This window comes from Shinella sumterensis (assembly GCF_004514425.2).
GTDB classification, from domain to species: Bacteria; Pseudomonadota; Alphaproteobacteria; order Rhizobiales; family Rhizobiaceae; genus Shinella; species Shinella sumterensis.
In genome coordinates, this window is the sequence record NZ_MYFN02000002.1 from 215748 (window position 1) to 235803 (window position 20056).

Sequence of the window (20056 nt, forward strand, 5' to 3'; positions counted from 1 at the left end):
GGCCGCTCAAAGCCCCGGCGGCCGGCGCAGATCCAGCGTCAGCGGGAAATCCGCCGACGGCGTTTCCGGCCACAGCGTGTAGCCGCCCGCCCGATGACCCCACGGTTCGAATCGCGCCAGCCGGCGCGCCTCGGCCTCGTTTCCGTTTACAGGGAAGGTGTCATAGTTGCGTCCGCCGGGATGGGCAACGTGATAAATGCAGCCCCCGATCGCCCGGCGCGACCATGTATCATAAATGTCAAATGTCAGCGGTGCGTTGACGGGCAGCACCGGGTGCAGGCCGGAGGCGGGCTGCCAGGCCTTGTAGCGCACGCCGGCGACCGAAACCCCTTGCGTGCCCGCCGGTTTCAGCGGGACGGGGCGACCGTTGCAGGCGACGGTGTAGCGCGCCGGGTTCGTTGTTTCGAGCTTTACCTGGAGACGCTCGACAGAGGAATCGACATAGCGGACAGTGCCGCCGATCGCGCCCTGTTCGCCCATGACGTGCCATGGCTCCAGCGCCTGGCGCACCTCCAGGCCGACACCCTCATATTCCACCTCGCCGCAGAACGGGAAGCGGAACTCGAGCTGGGCGGCGAACCATTCGGGCCTCAGGTCGAAGCCGTTGGCGCGCAGGTCGGCCAGCACGTCGAGAAAATCCTGCCAGACATAATGCGGCAGCATGAAACGGTCGTGCAGCGTCGTGCCCCAGCGCACGAAGCCGCCTTCGGCCGGGTTCAGCCAGAAACGCGCGATCAACGCGCGGATCAGCAATTGCTGGGCAAGGCTCATGCGGGCATTGGGCGGCATTTCGAAACCGCGAAACTCCACAAGGCCCAGTCGTCCGGTCGGCCCGTCCGGCGAGAAGAGCTTGTCGATGCAGATTTCCGAGCGATGCGTGTTGCCGGTGACATCGGTGAGCAGGTTGCGGAAGAGCCTGTCGACGAGCCACGGCAGGGGCGGCGCGCCCTGGCCGGGCGGCGGGACCTGCGCGAGCGCAATCTCCAGTTCATACAGCGAATCATGGCGCGCCTCGTCCATGCGCGGTGCCTGGCTCGTCGGGCCGATGAAGAGACCCGAGAAGAGATAGGAAAGCGAGGGGTGGCGCTGCCAGTGCAGCACGAGGCTCTTCAGCAGGTCCGGCCTGCGCAGGAACGGGCTGTCGTTCGGGTTCCTGCCGCCCACGACCACGTGGTTTCCGCCGCCGGTGCCGGTATGGCGGCCATCGATCATGAACTTGTCGGCGCCGAGGCGTGAAAGCCGCGCCTCCTCGTAGACCGCGGTGGTGATGTCGACGCAGTCCTGCCAGTCGGAGGCAGGGTGGATATTGACCTCGATGACGCCGGGGTCCGGCGCGACACGAATGACGTTGAGGCGCTCGTCCTGCGGCGGCGCATAGCCTTCGATATGGACGGCGAGCCCGAGACGGGTCGCCGCCTGTTCGGCGGCCGTCACCAGTTCGAGATAATCTTCCACGCGCTCGACGGGCGGCATGAAGACGCACAGCCTGCCATCGCGGGCCTCGACGCTCATGGCCGTGCGCACGGCGCCGACGATATCGCTGCGCACCTGCTCGACGCGGGCCTGTCCGGCGTCGCTCGCCTGAAACGACGCCTCGGCCATTGCGCGGCCGCCTTCCGCCATCACCTTGCCGGCCTGGGCAAAGTCCGGCAGCGGCGGCCTCGCCTCTGAGGGATCGGCGGGGTTGATGTAGGGATAGTCGGACGGCGCGAGGTAGGGCAGGGCGCCGAGCGGCAGGCGATAGCCAACGGGACTGTCGCCGGGCACGAGAAAGATCTTGCCGCGGCGCGTCTGCCAGCGTTCGCTGATCCAGCGCTTGCCGCTCGCCTTGGCGTTCCACGCCTGCACCGGCAGGATGTGGCCTGTCGGCTTGGTCAGGCCGCGTTCGAAGACGCGCGCGATGCGGTTACGCTCCTCGGGATCTTCGAGTTTCGAGTTCGACGGATCGACATTGTCGGGCAGGTTGCCTTCCTTGATGATCCACTCGGCAGGATCCTCGTAGGCAGGCTGCACCAGATCGGGCGCAAGACCGAGTTCCTGTGCGATGGCGCCCAGAAGAGCCGCCGCGTCGGCTTCACTTACGCCGGCATCGTTGCCTTCCTCCGCAATCAGGTCCGGATTGTGCCAGATCGGCTTGCCGTCGCGTCGCCAGTACAGCGAGAATGTCCAGCGCGGCAGGCTTTCACCGGGATACCATTTGCCCTGGCCGTAATGCAGGAAGCCGCCCGGCGCGAAGCGCTGGCGCAGGCGCCGGATCAGTTGGTCGGCTTTTTCGCGCTTGGTGGGGCCGACGGCATCGGTATTCCATTCGCCGGATTCGAAATCGTCGATGGAAACGAAGGTCGGCTCGCCGCCCATGGTGAGGCGCACGTCGTTTGTCGCCAGCACGCCGTCCACATCGCGGCCAAGCGCATTCAATGCTTCCCAGCTTTCTTCGGAGAAAGGCTTGGTGATGCGCGGATGCTCGGCCACGCGGTCAACCGTCATGGCGAAATCGAATGTGGTGTTCGCCTCGCCGAAATAGCCGCCGCTGATCGGGGCTGCATTGCGGTAGTGCGGCGTGGCGGCAAGCGGTATGTGGCTCTCGCCGGTCAGCAGGCCGGATGTCGGGTCCAAGCCGATCCAGCCCGCGCCGGGCAGATAGACTTCGCACCAGGCATGCAGGTCCGTGAAATCGACTTCGGTGCCGGAGGGGCCGTCAAGCGCCTTCAGGTCCGGCGTCAGCTGGATGAGATAGCCGGAGACAAAGCGCGCCGCAAAGCCGAGATTGCGCAGGATCTGCACCAGCAGCCAGCTCGAATCGCGGCACGAGCCCAGGCCGACCTGCAACGTCTCCTCCGGCGTCTGCACGCCCGGTTCCATGCGGATGACATAGCCGATCGTCTGCTGCAGGCGCGCGTTCAGGCCGACGACCATGTCCACCGTGCGCTGTCCGAGCGTGCGGTCGACCGTCGCCATGAAGGCTTCGAGCGCCGGGCCCATGGGCTCCGGGGTCCGGTAGATCTCGAGATCTTCGCGCAGGTCTTCCGGATAGTGGAACGGCCAGTGCTCCGCCTGCTCCTCGACGAAGAAGTCGAAGGGATTGTAGACGGTCATGTCGGCGACGAGGTCGACCTCGATCTTCAGTTCGGTGACCGGATCGGGAAAGACGTAGCGGGCAAGGTAATTGCCGTACGGGTCCTGCTGCAGGTTTACGAAGTGGTTTTCGGGCGAGACCTTCAGCGCGTGACTGATGACCTTGGTCTTGGAATGCGCCGCCGGCTTCAGCCGGATGATCTGGGGTCCGAGGCGGACCGGTTTATCGTAGATGTAATGGGTCAGGTGGTAGATACCGGCCTTGATCGACATGCGCGCTCTTGTTCCCCTCGGGCGGTCTCATGCCGCCATCGAGAGGATTTTGTGCGCTGCGAAGAAAGATTGCAAGCGGGATCGCAGCCGGCCTCTCCGATCAGGCGCGGCGGTACAGGGCCGGGTGCGCGGCTATGGTCGCGCCGGGAACCTCGAACTGGCCGACGAGCCGGGCGAGGGCCGCGGATTCGCCGGAGAGGCGGTGCGTTACGGCGCTGCTTTCCTCCACCATGGCGGCATTCTGTTGTGTCACGGCATCGAGCTGGCGGATCGTCGCGTTGATCTCGCGTATAGCTACCGACTGGTCGCGGGCGGCGCGGGCGATCTCCTTGACCTCCGCATCGATCGCATGGACCTTGCCGGTGATGTCGCGCAGCACTGTTCCCGTCTCGCGCACGAGGCCGACGCCGCGCGTGACTTCGCCTGCGGATTTCGTGATGAGCGCCTTCACCTCGCGTGCTGCCCCTGCGGTGCGCTGCGCCAGCTCGCGCACCTCCTGGGCCACGACGGCAAAGCCCTTGCCGGCCTCGCCGGCTCGGGCCGCCTCGACGCCGGCATTCAACGCCAGAAGGTTGGTCTGGAAGGCGATATCGTCGATGACGCCGATAATATTCTCGATCTCGTGCGAGGACGCCTCGATCTTGCCGATCGCTTGAACCACGTTGTCCACCACCACCTCCGACGCGGTCGAACTCTTCTTCGTGTCCGAGGCCAGCCGCTCGGCGACCGTCGTGCGCTCGGCAGCTGACTGCACGGCCTGCGTCATTTCGGTGAGCGCCGTCGCGGCCTCTCCGAGCGAGGCGGCCTGCCGCTCGGTGCGTTCGGAAAGCTGGACGAGCGCCTCGTGCATTTCGCTGGAATCGTCCCGGATGCGGTGGGTGTTCGTACGCACCGTCGTCATGGCTTCCGCCAGCCGTTCGACGGACGCGTTGTAGTCGGTGCGGATACGGTCGAGCGCTGCGATGAAGGGCGTGTCGATGCGTTGCGTGAGATCGCCCCGGGCGAGATGCTGGAGTGCCTCGGCCAGATGCTGGACGGCGGTTTCCGTCGCCACGTCCTCCGCTTCCTTGGCTGCATCCCGGGCCGCGCGTTCGTGTTCAGCTTCCGCCCGCATGGTGGCGGTTTCCTGCTGGAGGCGTTCTTTTTCGACGGCTGCGTCGCGGAAAACGACGACGGAGCGAGCCATGTCGCCAATCTCGTCGCGGCGCTCCCGGCCCTCGCAGGCGATCGTCGTATCTCCCGCGGCGAGCCGGTTCATGTCGGCGACGAGGGCGGTGATCGGGCGTGAAAGGCGGCCGGCGAACACAAGGCCGATGGCCGCCGTCATCACGAGGACGCAGAGCGAGACGAGCAGGGTCCAGTTGATGAGGCGTGTGAGGCCGGAAAACACTTCGCTCGATGCCATGACGGCGGCCACGGTGAAGGTGCGGCCGAGGAAATCGAAGCTGGCGGCCGCGAGCCTTGCTTCGGCGCCGCGATGCGCGGGCAGCGTGGCCTGTGAAATGGCTGCACCATCGGTGCTTGTCAGCAGTTCCGGTGCGATGTGCATCGAAAGCACATCGTCGCTCTCGCCATGGGAGGTGCGGCTAAGAAGATACCCGTCGGCGTCGAGCAGCATGGCCTCGCCGGTTTCGCCGAGCCCGACGTGATTGTTCAGCTTGGCAGCGATACGTTCGATCGGCAGGGCGACGACGAGGACGCCGATCTTGCCGGCGACCGACGAAACGGGAACGGCCAGGAAGGCCGATACGCCTCCCCCCGGCGCATAGCTCTCAAAGCCGCCGAAAGCGACGATCGCGGTATCGGTGCCCGGGGCTGCCTGGGCGAAGACCCGCCCGAGGCCGGTGTCCTTCAAGGCCGGATCGCGGACGACGTTGCCACCGAAATCACGCCGCTTTCGCAGCGAATAGACGACATCGCCGCTCAGGTTGACCAGCAGCATGTCCTCGAAGCCGATAGCCTCGGCATTGCGCTGGAAAAAACCGTGATAGCGGCTGTGCATCCGGTCGTACTCGGCGTCTCCCGCGGATTTGAGATCGGCTTTGCCGCCGTAACGCCTCCGCAATTCAGCTGCCTTGTCGCCCTCCGCCGAGCCAAACGCACCCGACAGATCGTCGAGCGCCTTGGTGACGACCTTCTCGCCGGCAAGATCGCGCGTTTTCTCGACGATGGACTGAAGATATTGCGCCAGCTCGTTGCGGCGACCATCCGCCAGCGTCTCCAGTTTCGTCATCGCCGCTGCTGTTGCCTGGCTGGCGCTCAGATACAGACTCGCGACACTGGTTGCCGAAATGGCGACAACGGCCAGCAGCAGCGCTGCCAGCGAAAGCTTCAGGGAAAGACGCATGGAGATGATTTCTGAAAATACGCAGCTACAGAGCATGCCGGCAAGGCGGCTGTCAGAAAATGCATCCTGCGTCCGGAGGCGTATCCGGTTCTGACCGTCGCATTCTAACCGCTGGACATGACGGTTGCGTGACGGTCCGGAGCAGCCTGGCGGTAAGCCCCGTGTTTGTATGTCGCGCCGGAGGCAAGCCGGGCGCGGAGCAAAAGCTGCGCGCCCGGGAAAAATCTTATTCCGGCAAGATGCGCACCGCGCCCTTGTCGGCGCTCGCGGCGAAGGCGGCATAGGCCTTCAGCGCGGTCGTGACATTGCGCTTGCGCGGAGCCGCCGGCTTCCAGCCGAGCTTGTCCTGTTCGGCGCGGCGGGCAGCGAGCTCGTCTTCCGGAACCGCGAGGTTGATCGTGCGGTTGGGGATGTCGATCTCGATCAGGTCGCCCTGGCGCACGAGGCCGATGGCGCCGCCCTGGGCTGCCTCGGGCGAGGCATGGCCGATCGACAGGCCGGACGTGCCGCCGGAGAAGCGGCCATCGGTGATCAGTGCGCAGGCCTTGCCGAGGCCCTTCGATTTCAGGTAGCTCGTCGGATAGAGCATTTCCTGCATGCCCGGGCCGCCCTTCGGGCCTTCGTAGCGGATGACAACGACATCGCCCGCCTTCACCTCGTTGCCGAGAATGCCCTTCACCGCCGCGTCCTGGCTTTCATAGACGACGGCCGGGCCGGAGAATTTCAGGATCGATTCGTCGACGCCGGCGGTCTTCACGATGCAGCCGTCGAGCGCGATGTTGCCGGAGAGGACGGCGAGGCCGCCATCCTTGGAGAACGGGTGCTCGACGGAGCGGATGACGCCCTTTTCGCCGTCCGTATCCAGCTCATCCCAACGGGCTTCCTGGCTGAAGGCGACCTGGGTCGGGATGCCGCCCGGTGCGGCGCGGAAGAAGGTGCGCACGGTCTCGCTGGAGGTGCGGGTGATATCCCAGCGGTCGATGGCGTCGCCCAGCGTTTCGGCATGCACGGTCGGCGTATCGCGGTGGATGAGGCCGCCGCGTTCCAGTTCACCGAGAATGCGCATGATGCCGCCGGCGCGGTGCACGTCTTCCATGTGCACGTCCTGCTTGGCGGGCGCCACCTTGGAAAGGCAGGGAACGCGGCGCGACAGGGCGTCGATATCGTCGAGATCGAAGTCGATGCCGCCCTCATAGGCGGCGGCGAGGATATGCAGGACCGTGTTGGTCGAACCGCCCATGGCGATATCGAGCGACATGGCGTTCTCGAAAGCCTTCTTGTTGGCGACGTTGCGCGGCAGGATGCTCTCGTCCTCCTGCTCGTAGTAACGGCGGGCGAGATCGACGATCAGGTGGCCGGCCTCGACGAAGAGGCGCTTGCGGTCGGCGTGGGTTGCCAGCGTCGAGCCGTTGCCCGGCAGCGAAAGGCCGAGTGCCTCGGTCAGACAGTTCATCGAGTTGGCCGTGAACATGCCCGAGCACGAGCCGCAGGTCGGGCAGGCGGAGCGCTCGATGACCTTGACGTCCTCGTCCGAAACCTTGTCGTCGGCGGCCGCGACCATGGCGTCGACGAGGTCGAGCGCGTGGGTCTTGCCGTGCAGCACGACCTTGCCGGCTTCCATCGGGCCGCCGGATACGAAGACCGCGGGGATGTTGAGGCGCATGGCGGCATTCAGCATGCCGGGCGTGATCTTGTCGCAGTTGGAGATGCAGACCATCGCGTCGGCGCAGTGCGCATTGACCATGTACTCGACGCTGTCGGCGATGATTTCGCGCGACGGCAGCGAATAGAGCATGCCGTCATGGCCCATGGCGATGCCGTCGTCCACGGCGATCGTGTTGAATTCCTTGGCGACACCGCCGGCCTTCTCGATCTCGCGGGCGACGAGCTGGCCGAGGTCCTTGAGATGCACATGGCCGGGCACGAACTGGGTGAAGGAATTCACCACCGCAATGATCGGCTTGCCGAAATCCGAGTCCTTCATGCCCGTCGCGCGCCAGAGGCCGCGGGCACCGGCCATGTTGCGGCCGTGGGTGGTGGTTCGGGAGCGATATGCGGGCATGGTCAGTTCCTCGGAGATGGACGCGGCTGGCATATGGGGCCTTGGCGGCCGCATTGCGAGCCTTGAGAGGGTTCCCTAGCGCAAAACACCCCGCGCGTCACGAAAGGAATGATGATTTTTTGACGGCGCGGCGCAATTTCCTTGCTGGTGGCGGGCTCGGTGCTGACCGTTGTCGGCATGGTGCATTCGTGGCATGGTCCGCGCCATGAACGACAGCAGTCAGGGTTTGGCCGAGGCCGGCGGAGAAGGCATGGAGGCGGCGCTCGACAAGAGCCCGCTCTACCTGCGTATTCGCGATGTGCTGGCCGATGCGATCTCCCGCGGCCGCCTGCCGAAAGGCGCGCTCCTGCTGGAGGGGCCGGTCGCAACGCTCTTTGCCTCCACCCGTACACCGGTGCGCCAGGCGCTCGCCCTTCTCGAAGAGGGGGGAATGGTGCGCCGGTTCGACGGGCGCGGGTTCCTGGTCGGACAGGGCCGCACCGGCCCGAAACGGGTAACGCTGACGGCCGACATGCTGGGCCTCGACGAGGAGGCGCCGGCGTTGCGCAAGGCGCCGGGCTGGGAGGCGATCTACGAGAGCCTGGAACGGGAGATGGTGCACCTCTCCGTCTTCGGCCGCTACCGCATCAACGAGGTGGAGCTTGCGCGTGCCCGGGGTGTGGGCAGGCAGGTGGCGCGTGATGCGCTCATGCGGCTGGAAGCGCTCGGTATCGTCGAGAAGGACGAGCGGATGCGCTGGACGCTGGTTCCGCTCGACGAACAGCGCATGCGCGACCTGCATGCCATCCGTATCGCGCTGGAGCCCGTCGCATTGCTCCAGGCGGCGCCCTTCATTCCGCCCTCTGACCGGAAGGCGATGACGGAGCGGCTGGAGGAGGCGCTGGCCGTCTATCCCGCCCTGTCCGTCGAGGCGATGGACGATCTGGAAACGGACCTGCACATCACCTGCCTCGGCTATTGCCCGAACCGTGAACTGCTGATCGCGTTGCGCCGTGCCCATTTCATGCTGAATGTCAGCAAGCACGTTATCGGCGTCTCACACCGCATGCCCGAAGACGAGCCCTTCATCGCCGAGCACCTCGCGGTGTTCCGTGCGCTCGACGTCGAGGATTTCGCCCGGGCGGCCGAGACGCTGCGTCATCATATCGTGGTCTCACTGCCCAAGGTAATTGGGCGGGTTGCGGAATTGCGCGGGGTGCACCGGCCGGACATGCCGGCCTATGCGACGCCGGTGGCGCGCGCCGGAGAACCCGCATGAAGGTGAAGCGCATCGTCGCCAATATCGCGACGACCGATCCCGCATTGGTGGCCGGCTTCTACAAGGATGTGCTGGGGCTGGACCTGCTGATGGATCACGGCTGGATCGTCACCTATGGCAACGAAAGCCCGACATCGCCGCAGGTGAGTTTCGCCTCCGAGGGCGGTGCCGGCACGCCGGTGCCGGCGCTTTCGGTCGAGGTGGACGACGTGGAAGCCGCGTATCTGGCTGCTTGCGCGGGCGGTCATGACATCGAGTACGGGCCGGTGGATGAGCCCTGGGGCGTGCGCCGCTTCTTCGTGCGCGATCCCGCCGGCACGCTGGTCAATATCGTCATGCACAAACGATGATCAGGTAATCGCGCCGACCTGCCAGGGCACGAATTCGTTGTCGCCGTAATCGAAGGCCTCGCTCGCGGTCTTGCGTCCGGACGCGGTTTCGATGACGAATTCGAAAATACGGCGGCCAGCCTCTTCGATCGTCTCGCTGCCATCGACGATCGTGCCGCAGTTGATATCCATGTCGTCCTTGATGTGCTCGTACATGGGCGTGTTCGTGGCGATCTTGATGCAGGGCGCCGGCTTGTAGCCGGAGACCGAGCCGCGACCCGTGGTGAAGGCGACGAGATTGCAGCCACCGGCGATCTGCCCGGTCACGGCTGCCGGATCGTAACCGGGCGTATCCATGAAGACGAAGCCCGGCTCCGTCACCTCCTCGGCATATTCATAGACGGCGTTAAGCGGCATGGAGCCGCCCTTGGCGACCGCGCCGAGCGATTTTTCGAGAATGGTCGTCAGGCCGCCGGCCTTGTTGCCGAACGAGGGGTTGTTGTTGAGTTCGGCATCGTTGCGCGCCGTGTAGTCGCGCCACCAGTCGATGCGCGACAGGAGCTTTTCCGCGACCTCCGGCCGGGCGGCACGGCGGGTCAGCAGGTGTTCTGCGCCGTAGATTTCGGGTGTTTCGGAAAGCACCGTCGTCGCGCCCTCCTTTACAAGAAGGTCGGAGGCGACGCCGAGCGCGGGGTTGGCGGAGATGCCCGAGTAACCGTCCGATCCACCGCATTCGAGCGCCAGCTTGATGCCCGACAGCGGTTGCGGCGTTCGGCGGATGCGGCCGACATCCGGCAGCATGTCGTCGATCATCTCGCAGGCCGCGTCGATGGTCTTGCGCGTGCCGCCCTGGTTCTGGATCATCATGGTGCGGAAGGTCTTGCCTTCCTCTAGACCGGCCTCTTCCACGAGCGGGCCGTATTGAAAGGTCTCGCAACCGAGACCGATCATCAGGATGCCGCCGAAATTCGGATTGCGCGCATAGCCCTTGAAGGTGCGGGTGAGAATGCGCCCGCCCTCGGATTTGAGGTTCAGCGCGCAGCCGCCGCCATAGGTGAGCGCCACGACGCCATCGATATTGTCGTGGCCGGCCTCGCGGAACCGGCGGGCATAATGCTCCGCCACGTAGCGCGAGACCGTGGCGGAACAGTTCACCGTTGAGAGGATGCCGATATAGTTGCGCGTGCCGATGCGGCCGTTGCCGCGATCGAAGCCATCGAAGGTGCGCCGCTGCTCCTCCGGCACCATGACAGCAGGTGCGTTGTCCACGCAGAATTCATGCTTCAGCGCCAGGTCGAGGATGGCGAGGTTTTGCAGATGCACATGTTCGCCAGGCTGGATGGCCTTCGTCGCGTAACCGATGATCTGGCCGTATTTCAGCACCGGCGCGCCTTCGGCGATATGTGAGATCGCCACCTTGTGGCCGCGCGGAATGCGCTCGGCGGCGACGACGCCGTTCACCAGCGCCCGGCCGGCATCGACATTGGCCGGCACGACGCCGACATTGTCTTTCGCGTTGAGTACGAGCACGGCGGGAAGGTCGGCAATCATCGCAGTTCCTCTGTTGCGTCTGCGCATTATGCACTTTGCCGGCAAAAGTCAATATTGCCGGCCGCCCGTCGCGACGGTGTGTGGAGCATCGGCCGGCCGGACGCTTTTCGCTGTGCCGCGCCGGTGGACGAATGACGCCCGAGCGCCTATGTGTTTTGCGTACACCAGAAGGAGAGGTCCATGCGTCCCATCATCGGCGTCATCGCCGCCGCTTTTGCCGTTCTGTCGCTTGCGGGTTGCAACACGACGTCGTCGGCCGACAACACCACCTATGCACGCCCGCCGGTTTCGGACGGTGGCGTGCGGGTTCCGCTGAACTGATCATTCGATCACGACAATAGAAAAGCCGGCCCGCGATGAACGGGCCGGCTTTCTTTTTAGGCTCATGGTTCAGTGGCTGTCGGCGAGCCTCGCGGCATCGATCGCCGAGGCCTGTTCGAAGCGCACGCCGTTGAAGAAGGCGTTGAGAACCACGGCGGCGATGGAAGCGAGCACGATGCCCGATTCGATGATCGGGTGGATCGCATGCGGCATCCACATCAGGTAGTTCGGCGCCAGAAGCGGGATCAGGCCGAAGCCGACGGACACCGCGACGATGAACAGGTTGTTGCGCGAGGACTTGAAGTCCACCGTCGAGAGGATGCGCACGCCCGTTGCCGCGACCATGCCGAACATCACCAATCCTGCGCCGCCCAGAACGAATGTGGGCACGGCTTCCACCAGCGCGCCCATCTTCGGGATGAGGCCGAGCACGATCATGATGACGCCGCCGGCCACGCAGACATGGCGGCTCTTCACGCCGGTGACGCCGACGAGGCCGACATTCTGCGAGAAGCTCGTATAGGGGAAGGTGTTGAACAGGCCGCCGATCATGGTGCCGATGCCGTCGACGCGCAGGCCCGCCGTCAGCTGTTGCTGCGAAACCTGCCTGCCGGTGATTTCACCAAGCGCCAGGAACATGCCGGTCGATTCGATCATGACCACGATCATCACGAGCGTCATGGTGGCGATCAGCACGGGATCGAAGATCGGCATGCCGAAATGCAGCGGGGTGACGACCGCAAACCAGCCGGCATCCGACACGCGGTCGAAATGCATCATGCCGAGGATGGACGCGGCGAGACAGCCGATGATCACCCCGCAGAGCACCGCGATATTGCTGATGAGGCCGCGGCCGAAACGGGCGATCAGCAGGATGGAGACGAGCACCAGCGCCGAAAGCGCGATATGGCCGGGCTCGGCATAGATCGGGTTTGGAACGCTCGGTGCGAGCGCCAGGCCATCCGGCACGGCCGGGCCGCCGGTTTCGGCGAGCGTCTTCATCTGGGCGAGCCATTCGCTATGGGCCGGGTCCACCAGCTTGGGGGCGGTGGGTCCGAAGGGATTGCCGAAGATCCAGTTGATGCCCACGCGCATCAGCGAAACGCCGATGACGAGAATGATCGTGCCCGTCACGATGGGCGGAAAGAAGCGCAGCAGCCGGCCCATGACCGGGGCAAGCAGCAGAGCGATGAAGCCGGCACCGATGATGGCGCCGAAGATCATGCGCGCGCCCTCGATGCCCGGGACGGCATTGGCCATGGAGACCATGGGCCCGACGGAGGCGAAGGTCACGCCCATCATGACCGGCAGGCGGATGCCGACATGACGCCCGAAGCCGAGAGACTGGATGATGGTGACGATGCCGCAGACGAAGAGGTCGGCGGAGATGAGGAAGGCGACGTCCTGCGGGCTGAGCTGCAAGGCGCGTCCGACGATCAGCGGCACCGCGACCGCGCCGCCATACATGACGAGCACATGCTGGATGCCGAGGGTGGCGAGCCTGCCCGTGGGCAACCTCTCATCCACGGGATGTATGCTGGATGCGTCGCTCATGGATACTCCTCCTATCACGTCGACCCCTCACGTCCCGTCCTCCAACGGGAGGGGGCATCTTTGGGAGCCGCGGTGCGGGCTGCAAGTATAGGCGGGCGATAAACACTTTACGGATTTCCGGGGTAATCCCGCACGGGCGGATCCACCGGAAACACGATGCACTGCTTAAATTCCATTTTTGCTTCAAGTGCTTGCGTACCGGTCAAGACCGTCGCGCAAGCCGTATGTGACGCTATTTGAACGTCAAAGATCGCGTGCCGTCAACTTTTTCTTGCACTGCACAACTGTCTTGCCGAACATTATTCGGCCGCGGCGGGCGGGGCCGGTTCGGACAGCGTGTCGGCCGTTTCCGGCTTCTTCAGCTTCAGAATGATCGGCGCGAGCATCGATACCGGCTCGTCTCCCATGTCTGGTGTAAAAGTGGGGAAGGGCGCGGCGCGATTGGCCATGTCAATGGCCACCGCATCCAGTTCGGGATGACCTGACGACGTAACGATGCGGGCACCGGAGACCTTGCCATCGGGTGAAATCGTAAATCCGACGCTGACCTGGAAATCACCGTCCAGTCCGAGCTCGCGGGCTTTTATCACGGCGTGCGCGCTCTGGCGCTTGATCTTCGCGCCGACCGCCTGCGTCCAGTCCTCCTTGTCGCTGGGAGCGGGGCGTTGCGACTTTGTATCCTGTGCGAAGGCGGGAGGAGAAAGCGAAATGGCCGCTGCGGCGAAGGCCGCAAGAATGAAACGTGTCGTCATGTCATCCTCGTTGTCCGGTGGAACATCGGTGGTGGCGACGAGCGTTCAATGCGTCATTCCTTCATGTCTCCGGCCTTCATGTCGCCGGATGGCTGCGCAGCTTTCAGCGCCTCGTCGGCGGCGCCGATCGCCTCGGCCTTGCTTGCGGCCGCGCGCGCTTCCGCATCCGCCTGTTCCTCGGCGGTACGCCGAGCATATCCACCCTGCGCGCGCTCTCCAATAGTCGGCCCGAAATCGATCGTCAGCATGGCCAGGAAGAGGGTGGCGGTGATGACCGCGATGAGCCAGAGGGAAAGCCGCATGCGAGCTCCGTTGCGCGTTGCCGGTCTCTGGGAACGGGGGCTGCGGGCAACCCTGCCTTCAAACCCGCAAAAACAAAAAAGCCCTGTGAAAACAGGGCCTTTTGGATCGAATGGTGGGCGTGACAGGGATTGAACCTGTGACCCCTACGATGTCAACGTAGTGCTCTCCCGCTGAGCTACACGCCCGTTCGATGAGGCGCATAGACCACAAAACATCCGGCGGCGTCAATAGGCTTTTTGAAGCTTTTTTTACGTGCCGTTTTCGTGGTCTTTTCCGTGGCTTAGGCCGCCAGCATCTTGTTGACCTCTTCCACGAGATCACGCAGGTGGAAGGGCTTGGAGAGCACCTTGGCGTCCTTCGGAGCCTTGGAATCCGGGTTCAGGGCAACAGCCGCAAAGCCGGTGATGAACATGACCTTGAGGTCGGGATCGAGCTCGGTCGCGCGGCGCGCCAGTTCGATACCGTCCATTTCCGGCATCACGATATCGGTCAGGAGAAGCGAAAAGGGTTCTTCGCGAAGCCGGTCATAAGCGCTGGCGCCGTTGTCATAGGACAGCACCTGATAGCCCGCCTTTTCGAGCGCCTTCACGAGGAAGCGGCGCATGTCGTTGTCGTCTTCTGCGAGGAGAATCTTTGGTGTCATGGGAATTCGGGAACCATTGCTGAGGTTATCTGCCCGCGGACGGGCGCTGTTGCTACAAGATCGTATTCCGGTAAATATCCGGTGAATGGGCCAGGACAAGCCCCATCCAGATGCCATCGAGTATGGACACGGCCCAAGCCCGCTGGCAACATGGGCGACGCAATGACTTTCAGGCATGGTAAAGGACGGCAATGGCGGAGGCTTTCAGCGAAATCAGCCACTTCGAAGTGCTGGAGCCGGTTTCGCAGAGCGTGCCCCTCGTTTTCAACTCGCCGCATAGCGGACGACGTTATCCACAGGACTTCCTTGACCGCTCGCGTCTCGACGCCCTCGGCATCCGCCGGTCGGAAGACCATTATGTCGACCAGCTCTTTTCCGTCGCCCCCGCACTGGGGGCTCCCATGCTCGTGGCGCACTTTCCGCGCGCCTGGCTCGATGTGAACCGCGAGCCCTATGAGCTCGATCCGCGCATGTTCGACGGGCCGTTGCCCTCCTATGCCAATATCAGCTCCATCCGCGTCGCGGGCGGGCTTGGCACGGTGCCGCGGGTCGTGGCGGAGAACATGGAGATCTACAAAGGCCGTCTGCCGCTGGAAGAAGCGCTCGAGCGGGTGGAAACCGTCTACAAGCCCTACCATGCCTGCCTGCGTCGCCTCGTGGTGCGAACGCATGTCGCCTTCGGCTTTGCCGTGCTGATCGATTGCCATTCCATGCCCGGCAATATCCGTGTTTCGGGCTCGGGCCTGCGGCCGGACTTCATCATCGGCGACCGGTATGGCACCAGCGCCTCCGGCGACCTGTCGCGGGTCGCCATGCGGCTGCTCGATGACATGGGATTTTCCGTCGTGCGCAACAAGCCCTATGCCGGCGGTTTCATCACCGAGCATTATGGCCGGCCGGCCAAAGGGCTGCATGCCTTGCAGATCGAGGTAAACCGCGGGCTCTATATCGACGAGACGACGCTGGAGAAGAAACCCGACTTCCCGGTGCTGCAGACGGCCATCTCCGCCTTTCTTCAGGACTTTTCGGATTACGTCGAGGAATATGCGGCCGATCGGTCGCTGGCCGCGGAATAGGCCCTGTTTCCTCTCAAAAAAAACCGCGCTTGTGGCGCGGTTCAAGTCTAGGGAGGAAACACCCAAGGAGGGTATTACAGCCACAAGTGACTGCCAGAAGACCCTAATATTGCGCTGCACAAATGTCAAGTGCAGCTGCGAAGAATTCAGCGCTTCGAACAATCGAATCGACCAGCCGAGATTCTCCCCGGTTTCGTTTTGCCTCCCGATGTTTTATGGGGAGAGAGTTTCCTTCGCTTGAGAGAATTCCATGCTACCTGACCGTGCCTTTTTCGACCTTCTCGCCGAAGCGGCCAAGAAGGAAACCCTTCCGCGTTTCCGTGTCGGCGCCGATGTGGTCAACAAGGAAGCCGGCGGCTTCGATCCGGTGACGGAAGGCGACCGCGCCGCCGAAACCGCAATCCGCGCACTGATCGAGCAGCATTTTCCCGAACACGGCATTCTCGGCGAGGAGCACGGCTCCGTCGGTCTCGACCGCGAATATGTCTGGGTGATCGATCCCATCGACGGCACCCGCGCCTTCATTTCCGGCGTGCCGGTCTGGGGTACGCTGATCGGCCTCTACCGCAACGGCGATGCCGTGATGGGGCTGGTTGACCAGCCCTTTACGGGCGAGCGCTATTTCGCGGATGGCAAGGCGGCGCATTATGCCGGCCCCGATGGCAGCAAGACCCTCTCCACCCGTCCGTGCGCCAGCCTTGCCGATGCGATCATGTTCACGACCTCGCCGCATCTCTTTACCGGCGACAGGCGGGCCCGTTTCGAGGCCGTCCAGGACAAGGTCCGCCTCTTCCGCTACGGCGTGGACTGCTACGCCTATGCGCTGCTGGCGGCCGGCCATGTCGACCTCGTCGTGGAATGCGGGCTGAAGCCCTACGATGTCGGCGGCCTCATCCCCGTCATCGAGCAGGCGGGCGGCATCATCACGGCCTGGGATGGCGGGCCGGCGGAGCGCGGCGGGGAGATTATCGCCGCCGGAAGCCGCGCGGTCTATGACGAGGCGATCGCGCTGCTCCGCGGCTGAGCGGTTCAGGCGCCGAGGCTGGTGTCCTCGGCGTCGCTGCCAGGAATGAATGCCTCGATGGCCGCCAGCACCTGGGCGCGATAGCGGTCGGCCTCCTGAAACAGTTCATGCCGTGCGCCGTCGATCTCGATCAGGCGTCCGGCGCGGAAGACGCGGGCAAGATGTCCGACAGCCGCGCGGGGCACGAGCGCATCGGAGGTCGCGCAGAGCAAAAGCGTGGGGATGCGGATGCGGGTGAGGTGATCCTGCCGCGTCACCTTCGCCATCGTCGCCAGCGCCTGGTTGAGCCAGCGCGCGGTCGGCCAGCTGATCGACAATTCCGGATGTTCCGCGACGATGGCGAGATTGCGCTGGAAGCGACGCTCGTCCGATGTGACGATGTTGCGTGGAAAGTCGAGCCCGGGATCGCCCTTGCGGAAGGTGCGCTTGCCAAGCCCGGACCAGGAGGCGAGCCGCGCGATGATGGAAATCTTGCGCTGGCTCATCGTCTGTCCGTCGAGCGCGATGAAGGGCGAGGCCAGCACCATGCGTTCGATGCGGTTTTCCAGGCTCGGCGCCTGCGAGAGCGCGACCAGCGCGCCCGTCGAGTGGGCGACGATGAAGAAGGGCAGGCGGGCGTCCGGCAGCACGATCTTTTCAAGAAAGAGCGAGAGGTCCGCCTCATAGTCGGAGAAGCGGGCGACATGCCCGGCCCGGTTGCCTGCGATCAGGCGGTCCGAGCCGCCCTGGCCGCGCCAGTCGAATGTCGCGACCCACAGGCCGCGGGCGGTGAGGTCGTTGATCGTCTCAAAATATTTCTCGATGCATTCGCTGCGGCCCTGCAACAGAACGACCGTGCCTTTCGCCTCCCGCGTGCTGGAGCGAAACACGGCGTAACGGATCTTCACGCCGCCGCGCCCTTCGAGGAAACCGGCAAAATGGTTCTCGGGAACGGGATTGTCGGTGCTGGCGTGGAGGATCGAATCCATCGGGCAGGCGGTCTCGAGGTTGCTACAGGATGGATAGGCGCTTGGTCTTGAGCCGTCAAAGAAAAAAGCCGGATGCATGTGGCAACGGGGGTGGCACACATGCAGCCGGCACAATTTAACCAGGGCGGAAGGGACGTTGCACCCCGGTCTTCGAAAGCTTTCGCTTCCGATGTTGCGTTTCTAGCAGGGCCAAGCTGAACGATATCCGAAGTGCGTGTTCATCCGCCGTTCATGCCGGAAAAAATTCGGATGGCGGCCTTCGAGGCCACGGCAACCTCTTGAACGGGCCAAAAACCGTTCCCATCTCATCGTCACGGGCGCCGAAAGGGCCCGTCGAGGTCTTCGTCGCCAGAATGGGGCGCGGACCGGATGAACCGGGCTGACCCTTCGGAAATCAGGGGCAGCCTTCAGAAAGATCGCAACCGTTGCTCTGAAGGAGGACACCATGCGTCACGTCGATTTCTCCCCCCTCTACCGTTCCACCGTCGGTTTCGACCGTCTCTTCACCATGCTCGACAGTCTCGGCCAGCCTGACCAGGCCCAGACCTACCCGCCCTACAATATCGAGCGCACCGGCGAAGACACCTACCGCATCACCATGGCCGTTGCCGGCTTCGATGAAAGCGAGCTTTCGATCGAAGCGCGCGAACATGCGCTGACCGTCAAGGGCGAAAAGAAAGACGAAACGGCCGATGACAGCCAGTATCTCTATCGCGGCATTGCCAAGCGCGCCTTCGAGCGCCGCTTCCAGCTCGCCGATCATGTGGAAGTGCGCGCTGCTTCGCTGAAGAACGGCCTTCTCCACATCGATCTCCTTCGCGAGATTCCGGAAGCCGCCAAGCCGCGCCGGATCGAGATTGCGGCCGTCAACCGCGAAACCAAGCAGATCGAAGCCCAGAGCAACTAAGCCGGGTTTTATCGGCCGGATTTATCGGAATGAAGAGGGCGGTGCCGCAAGGCGCCGCCTTTTTTCGTATCAGAGAGCCGAGAGGAAGGCGTCCACATCCGCCTCGCGGGTCGCGAAGCTCGTGACGAGGCGGACCAGGGTCTCGTCCTCGCGCATGGTGGCTTTCACCGCTGGGCCGGCGGGCCAGTCGTAAAAGGCCGCACCCTTCTCCCGCAGCGTCTTCAGGGCATCGTTGCTGACGATGGCGAAGAGCTCGTTCGATCCGGTCGGCCAGGCAAGGCGGGCCTTGTCGGAGGCGGCAAAGCCGTCGGCGAGGCGGTTCGCCATGCCATTGGAATGGCGGGCGAGGGTCAGCCACAAATCATTCCGGAAATAGGCGTCGAATTGCGCGGCGATGAAGCGCGACTTGGAAAAGAGCTGGGCGGAGCGCTTGCGCAGGAAATGCATCTGCTGGGCCTTCGATGTGTCGAAGAGGACCAGAGCCTCCGCACACCAGCAGCCGTTCTTCGTGCCGCCGAAGGAGAGGATGTCGACGCCGCGTTTCCAGGTCATCTCCGCAGGGCTCGCCCCCAGATGCACGAGCGCATTGGCAAAGCGGGCGCCGTCCATATGGAGCGGGAGCCCGGCTTTCCTGGCGATATCGGACAGGGCCGCGATCTCGTCCAGCGTGTAGGCCGTGCCGGCTTCGGTCGCCTGCGTCATGCTGACCGCCATCGGCTGGCCGCCATGCACGAAATTTGGTGGGAAGCGGCCGATGGCGGCGGCGAGCGCCTCCGGCGCGATCTTGCCTGCCGGGCCATCGACGGGCACGAGCTTGGCGCCGGTTGCGAAGAATTCGGGCGCGTTGCATTCATCGACATTTATATGGGCCTCGCGGTGGCAGAAGATCTGGCCGCCCGGCCTGTTGAAGCTCGCCAGGGCGAGCGAGTTCGCTGCCGTGCCGGTGCCGACGAAGAACACGGCCACCTCGCGCTCGAAAATCTCCGAGAACGTCTTTTCCACATGCTTGTCGAGGTCGCTGGTGCCGTAGGCCGGGGCGAAGCCTTGGGCCGCGTCCACCAGGCTCTGTGCGATGTCGGGATGGGCGCCGGCCCAGTTGTCGGAAGCGAAAAACATTGGAATCTCTGTGCCATTGGAAGCTGCGGAGACCATAATGCAGAAACGAGGGCGATCAATCGGCGCCTTGATCCGGCGACACGCCATCCCTGGAAAATGAAACGAACGGAAACAATGTGACGCCATGCCGTAATTTAATTTCGGCCTTTCGCGGAAGGCGGCAATTTTTCTTCATAAGGTCGTGTTTATTTGGCATGATGGCCTTGCAGCCCAAGGGCGTTTCTGGCATAGAGCACATGAAATAGGACAGGGTTGCTGTCCTATTTCGGTCAAGAGACCGAGCGACGCCCCTCCCACGAGGCCGGGGCAGAGGCAACGGGCCGGGAGAGCCACTCTCCAGAACGCCCCGCCGCCCAGGACGGTCCGATGATCACAAGCTGATCGGTCGTCTTGTTTGACCGCGTCACGCTCAGGAACAGACAGTCATGGCCGAGGCTTGCCGAAACGCAGGCCGCGGCCATGTGGGTGGAAGCAGAAGCCGGCGAAACGCAGGCGAC

General features: G+C 64.0%; 16 protein-coding genes and 1 tRNA gene. 6 read left to right on the forward strand and 11 right to left on the reverse strand.

All coding sequences use genetic code 11. The features are described 5' to 3' along the window. Window positions 1–6: 6 nt before the first annotated feature. From B5M41_RS04820 to ilvD, 3 genes are all read right to left on the reverse strand, one after another. Window positions 7–3348 (reverse strand): transglutaminase family protein, encoded by a 3342-nt coding sequence (locus tag B5M41_RS04820; protein ID WP_134645923.1) that lies wholly within the window; start codon window positions 3346–3348, stop codon window positions 7–9. A gap of 100 nt (window positions 3349–3448) precedes the next feature. Then, window positions 3449–5695: a methyl-accepting chemotaxis protein gene (locus B5M41_RS04825; RefSeq protein ID WP_167718745.1), complete on the reverse strand. Its 2247-nt coding sequence runs from the start codon at window positions 5693–5695 to the stop codon at window positions 3449–3451. A gap of 226 nt (window positions 5696–5921) precedes the next feature. After that, the gene (gene ilvD, locus B5M41_RS04830) at window positions 5922–7757 is read right to left on the reverse strand and encodes a dihydroxy-acid dehydratase (RefSeq protein ID WP_134645919.1); all 1836 of its coding nucleotides are present in this window, start codon (window positions 7755–7757) and stop codon (window positions 5922–5924) included. Window positions 7758–7962: 205 nt separating this feature from the next. Here ilvD and B5M41_RS04835 point away from each other — a divergent pair, with 205 nt between their 5' ends. Beyond that, window positions 7963–9015, forward strand: a complete 1053-nt coding sequence (locus B5M41_RS04835) for a GntR family transcriptional regulator (RefSeq protein ID WP_167718742.1) — start codon at window positions 7963–7965, stop codon at window positions 9013–9015. After that, the gene (locus B5M41_RS04840; RefSeq protein WP_134645915.1) at window positions 9012–9365 is read left to right on the forward strand and encodes a VOC family protein; all 354 of its coding nucleotides are present in this window, start codon (window positions 9012–9014) and stop codon (window positions 9363–9365) included. The genes B5M41_RS04835 and B5M41_RS04840 overlap by 4 nt, the downstream gene beginning before the upstream one ends. On the opposite strand, the gene B5M41_RS04845 is transcribed toward B5M41_RS04840, so the two are convergent. Beyond that, window positions 9366–10895: a UxaA family hydrolase gene (locus tag B5M41_RS04845; RefSeq protein ID WP_134645913.1), complete on the reverse strand. Its 1530-nt coding sequence runs from the start codon at window positions 10893–10895 to the stop codon at window positions 9366–9368. A 180-nt stretch (window positions 10896–11075) separates the two neighbouring features. Here B5M41_RS04845 and B5M41_RS04850 point away from each other — a divergent pair, with 180 nt between their 5' ends. Beyond that, window positions 11076–11216 (forward strand): hypothetical protein, encoded by a 141-nt coding sequence (locus B5M41_RS04850; protein ID WP_160871555.1) that lies wholly within the window; start codon window positions 11076–11078, stop codon window positions 11214–11216. Window positions 11217–11285: 69 nt separating this feature from the next. Here the strand turns inward: B5M41_RS04850 and B5M41_RS04855 are convergent, their stop codons facing one another. The 5 genes from B5M41_RS04855 to cpdR1 form a co-directional block, all read right to left on the reverse strand. Beyond that, entirely contained in the window at window positions 11286–12770 is a 1485-nt protein-coding gene (locus B5M41_RS04855) for a nucleobase:cation symporter-2 family protein (RefSeq protein WP_134645911.1), read from the reverse strand. Window positions 12771–13069: 299 nt separating this feature from the next. After that, window positions 13070–13522, reverse strand: coding sequence for an energy transducer TonB (locus B5M41_RS04860; RefSeq protein WP_134645909.1), 453 nt, complete (start codon window positions 13520–13522; stop codon window positions 13070–13072). A gap of 53 nt (window positions 13523–13575) precedes the next feature. Further along, window positions 13576–13824: a hypothetical protein gene (locus B5M41_RS04865; protein ID WP_134645907.1), complete on the reverse strand. Its 249-nt coding sequence runs from the start codon at window positions 13822–13824 to the stop codon at window positions 13576–13578. A gap of 111 nt (window positions 13825–13935) precedes the next feature. Further along, a tRNA-Val gene (locus tag B5M41_RS04870) sits at window positions 13936–14010 on the reverse strand. A 95-nt stretch (window positions 14011–14105) separates the two neighbouring features. Continuing rightward, on the reverse strand, window positions 14106–14468 hold the full coding sequence (cpdR1, locus tag B5M41_RS04875; protein WP_023512679.1) for a response regulator CpdR1: 363 nt from the start codon (window positions 14466–14468) through the stop codon (window positions 14106–14108). Window positions 14469–14659: 191 nt separating this feature from the next. Here cpdR1 and B5M41_RS04880 point away from each other — a divergent pair, with 191 nt between their 5' ends. Both B5M41_RS04880 and hisN read left to right on the forward strand, forming a co-directional pair. Further along, window positions 14660–15544, forward strand: coding sequence for an N-formylglutamate amidohydrolase (locus B5M41_RS04880; RefSeq protein ID WP_134645905.1), 885 nt, complete (start codon window positions 14660–14662; stop codon window positions 15542–15544). 250 nt (window positions 15545–15794) lie between these two features. Beyond that, window positions 15795–16568, forward strand: coding sequence for a histidinol-phosphatase (gene hisN, locus B5M41_RS04885; protein WP_134645903.1), 774 nt, complete (start codon window positions 15795–15797; stop codon window positions 16566–16568). A gap of 5 nt (window positions 16569–16573) precedes the next feature. Here hisN and B5M41_RS04890 read toward each other — a convergent pair whose 3' ends face one another. Next, window positions 16574–17536: an alpha/beta fold hydrolase gene (locus B5M41_RS04890; protein WP_134645901.1), complete on the reverse strand. Its 963-nt coding sequence runs from the start codon at window positions 17534–17536 to the stop codon at window positions 16574–16576. Between the two features lie 445 nt (window positions 17537–17981). Here B5M41_RS04890 and B5M41_RS04895 point away from each other — a divergent pair, with 445 nt between their 5' ends. After that, window positions 17982–18443, forward strand: a complete 462-nt coding sequence (locus B5M41_RS04895) for an Hsp20 family protein (RefSeq protein WP_134645899.1) — start codon at window positions 17982–17984, stop codon at window positions 18441–18443. Between the two features lie 69 nt (window positions 18444–18512). Here the strand turns inward: B5M41_RS04895 and B5M41_RS04900 are convergent, their stop codons facing one another. Further along, window positions 18513–19559, reverse strand: a complete 1047-nt coding sequence (locus tag B5M41_RS04900) for a threonine aldolase family protein (protein ID WP_134645897.1) — start codon at window positions 19557–19559, stop codon at window positions 18513–18515. Window positions 19560–20056 lie beyond the last annotated feature (497 nt).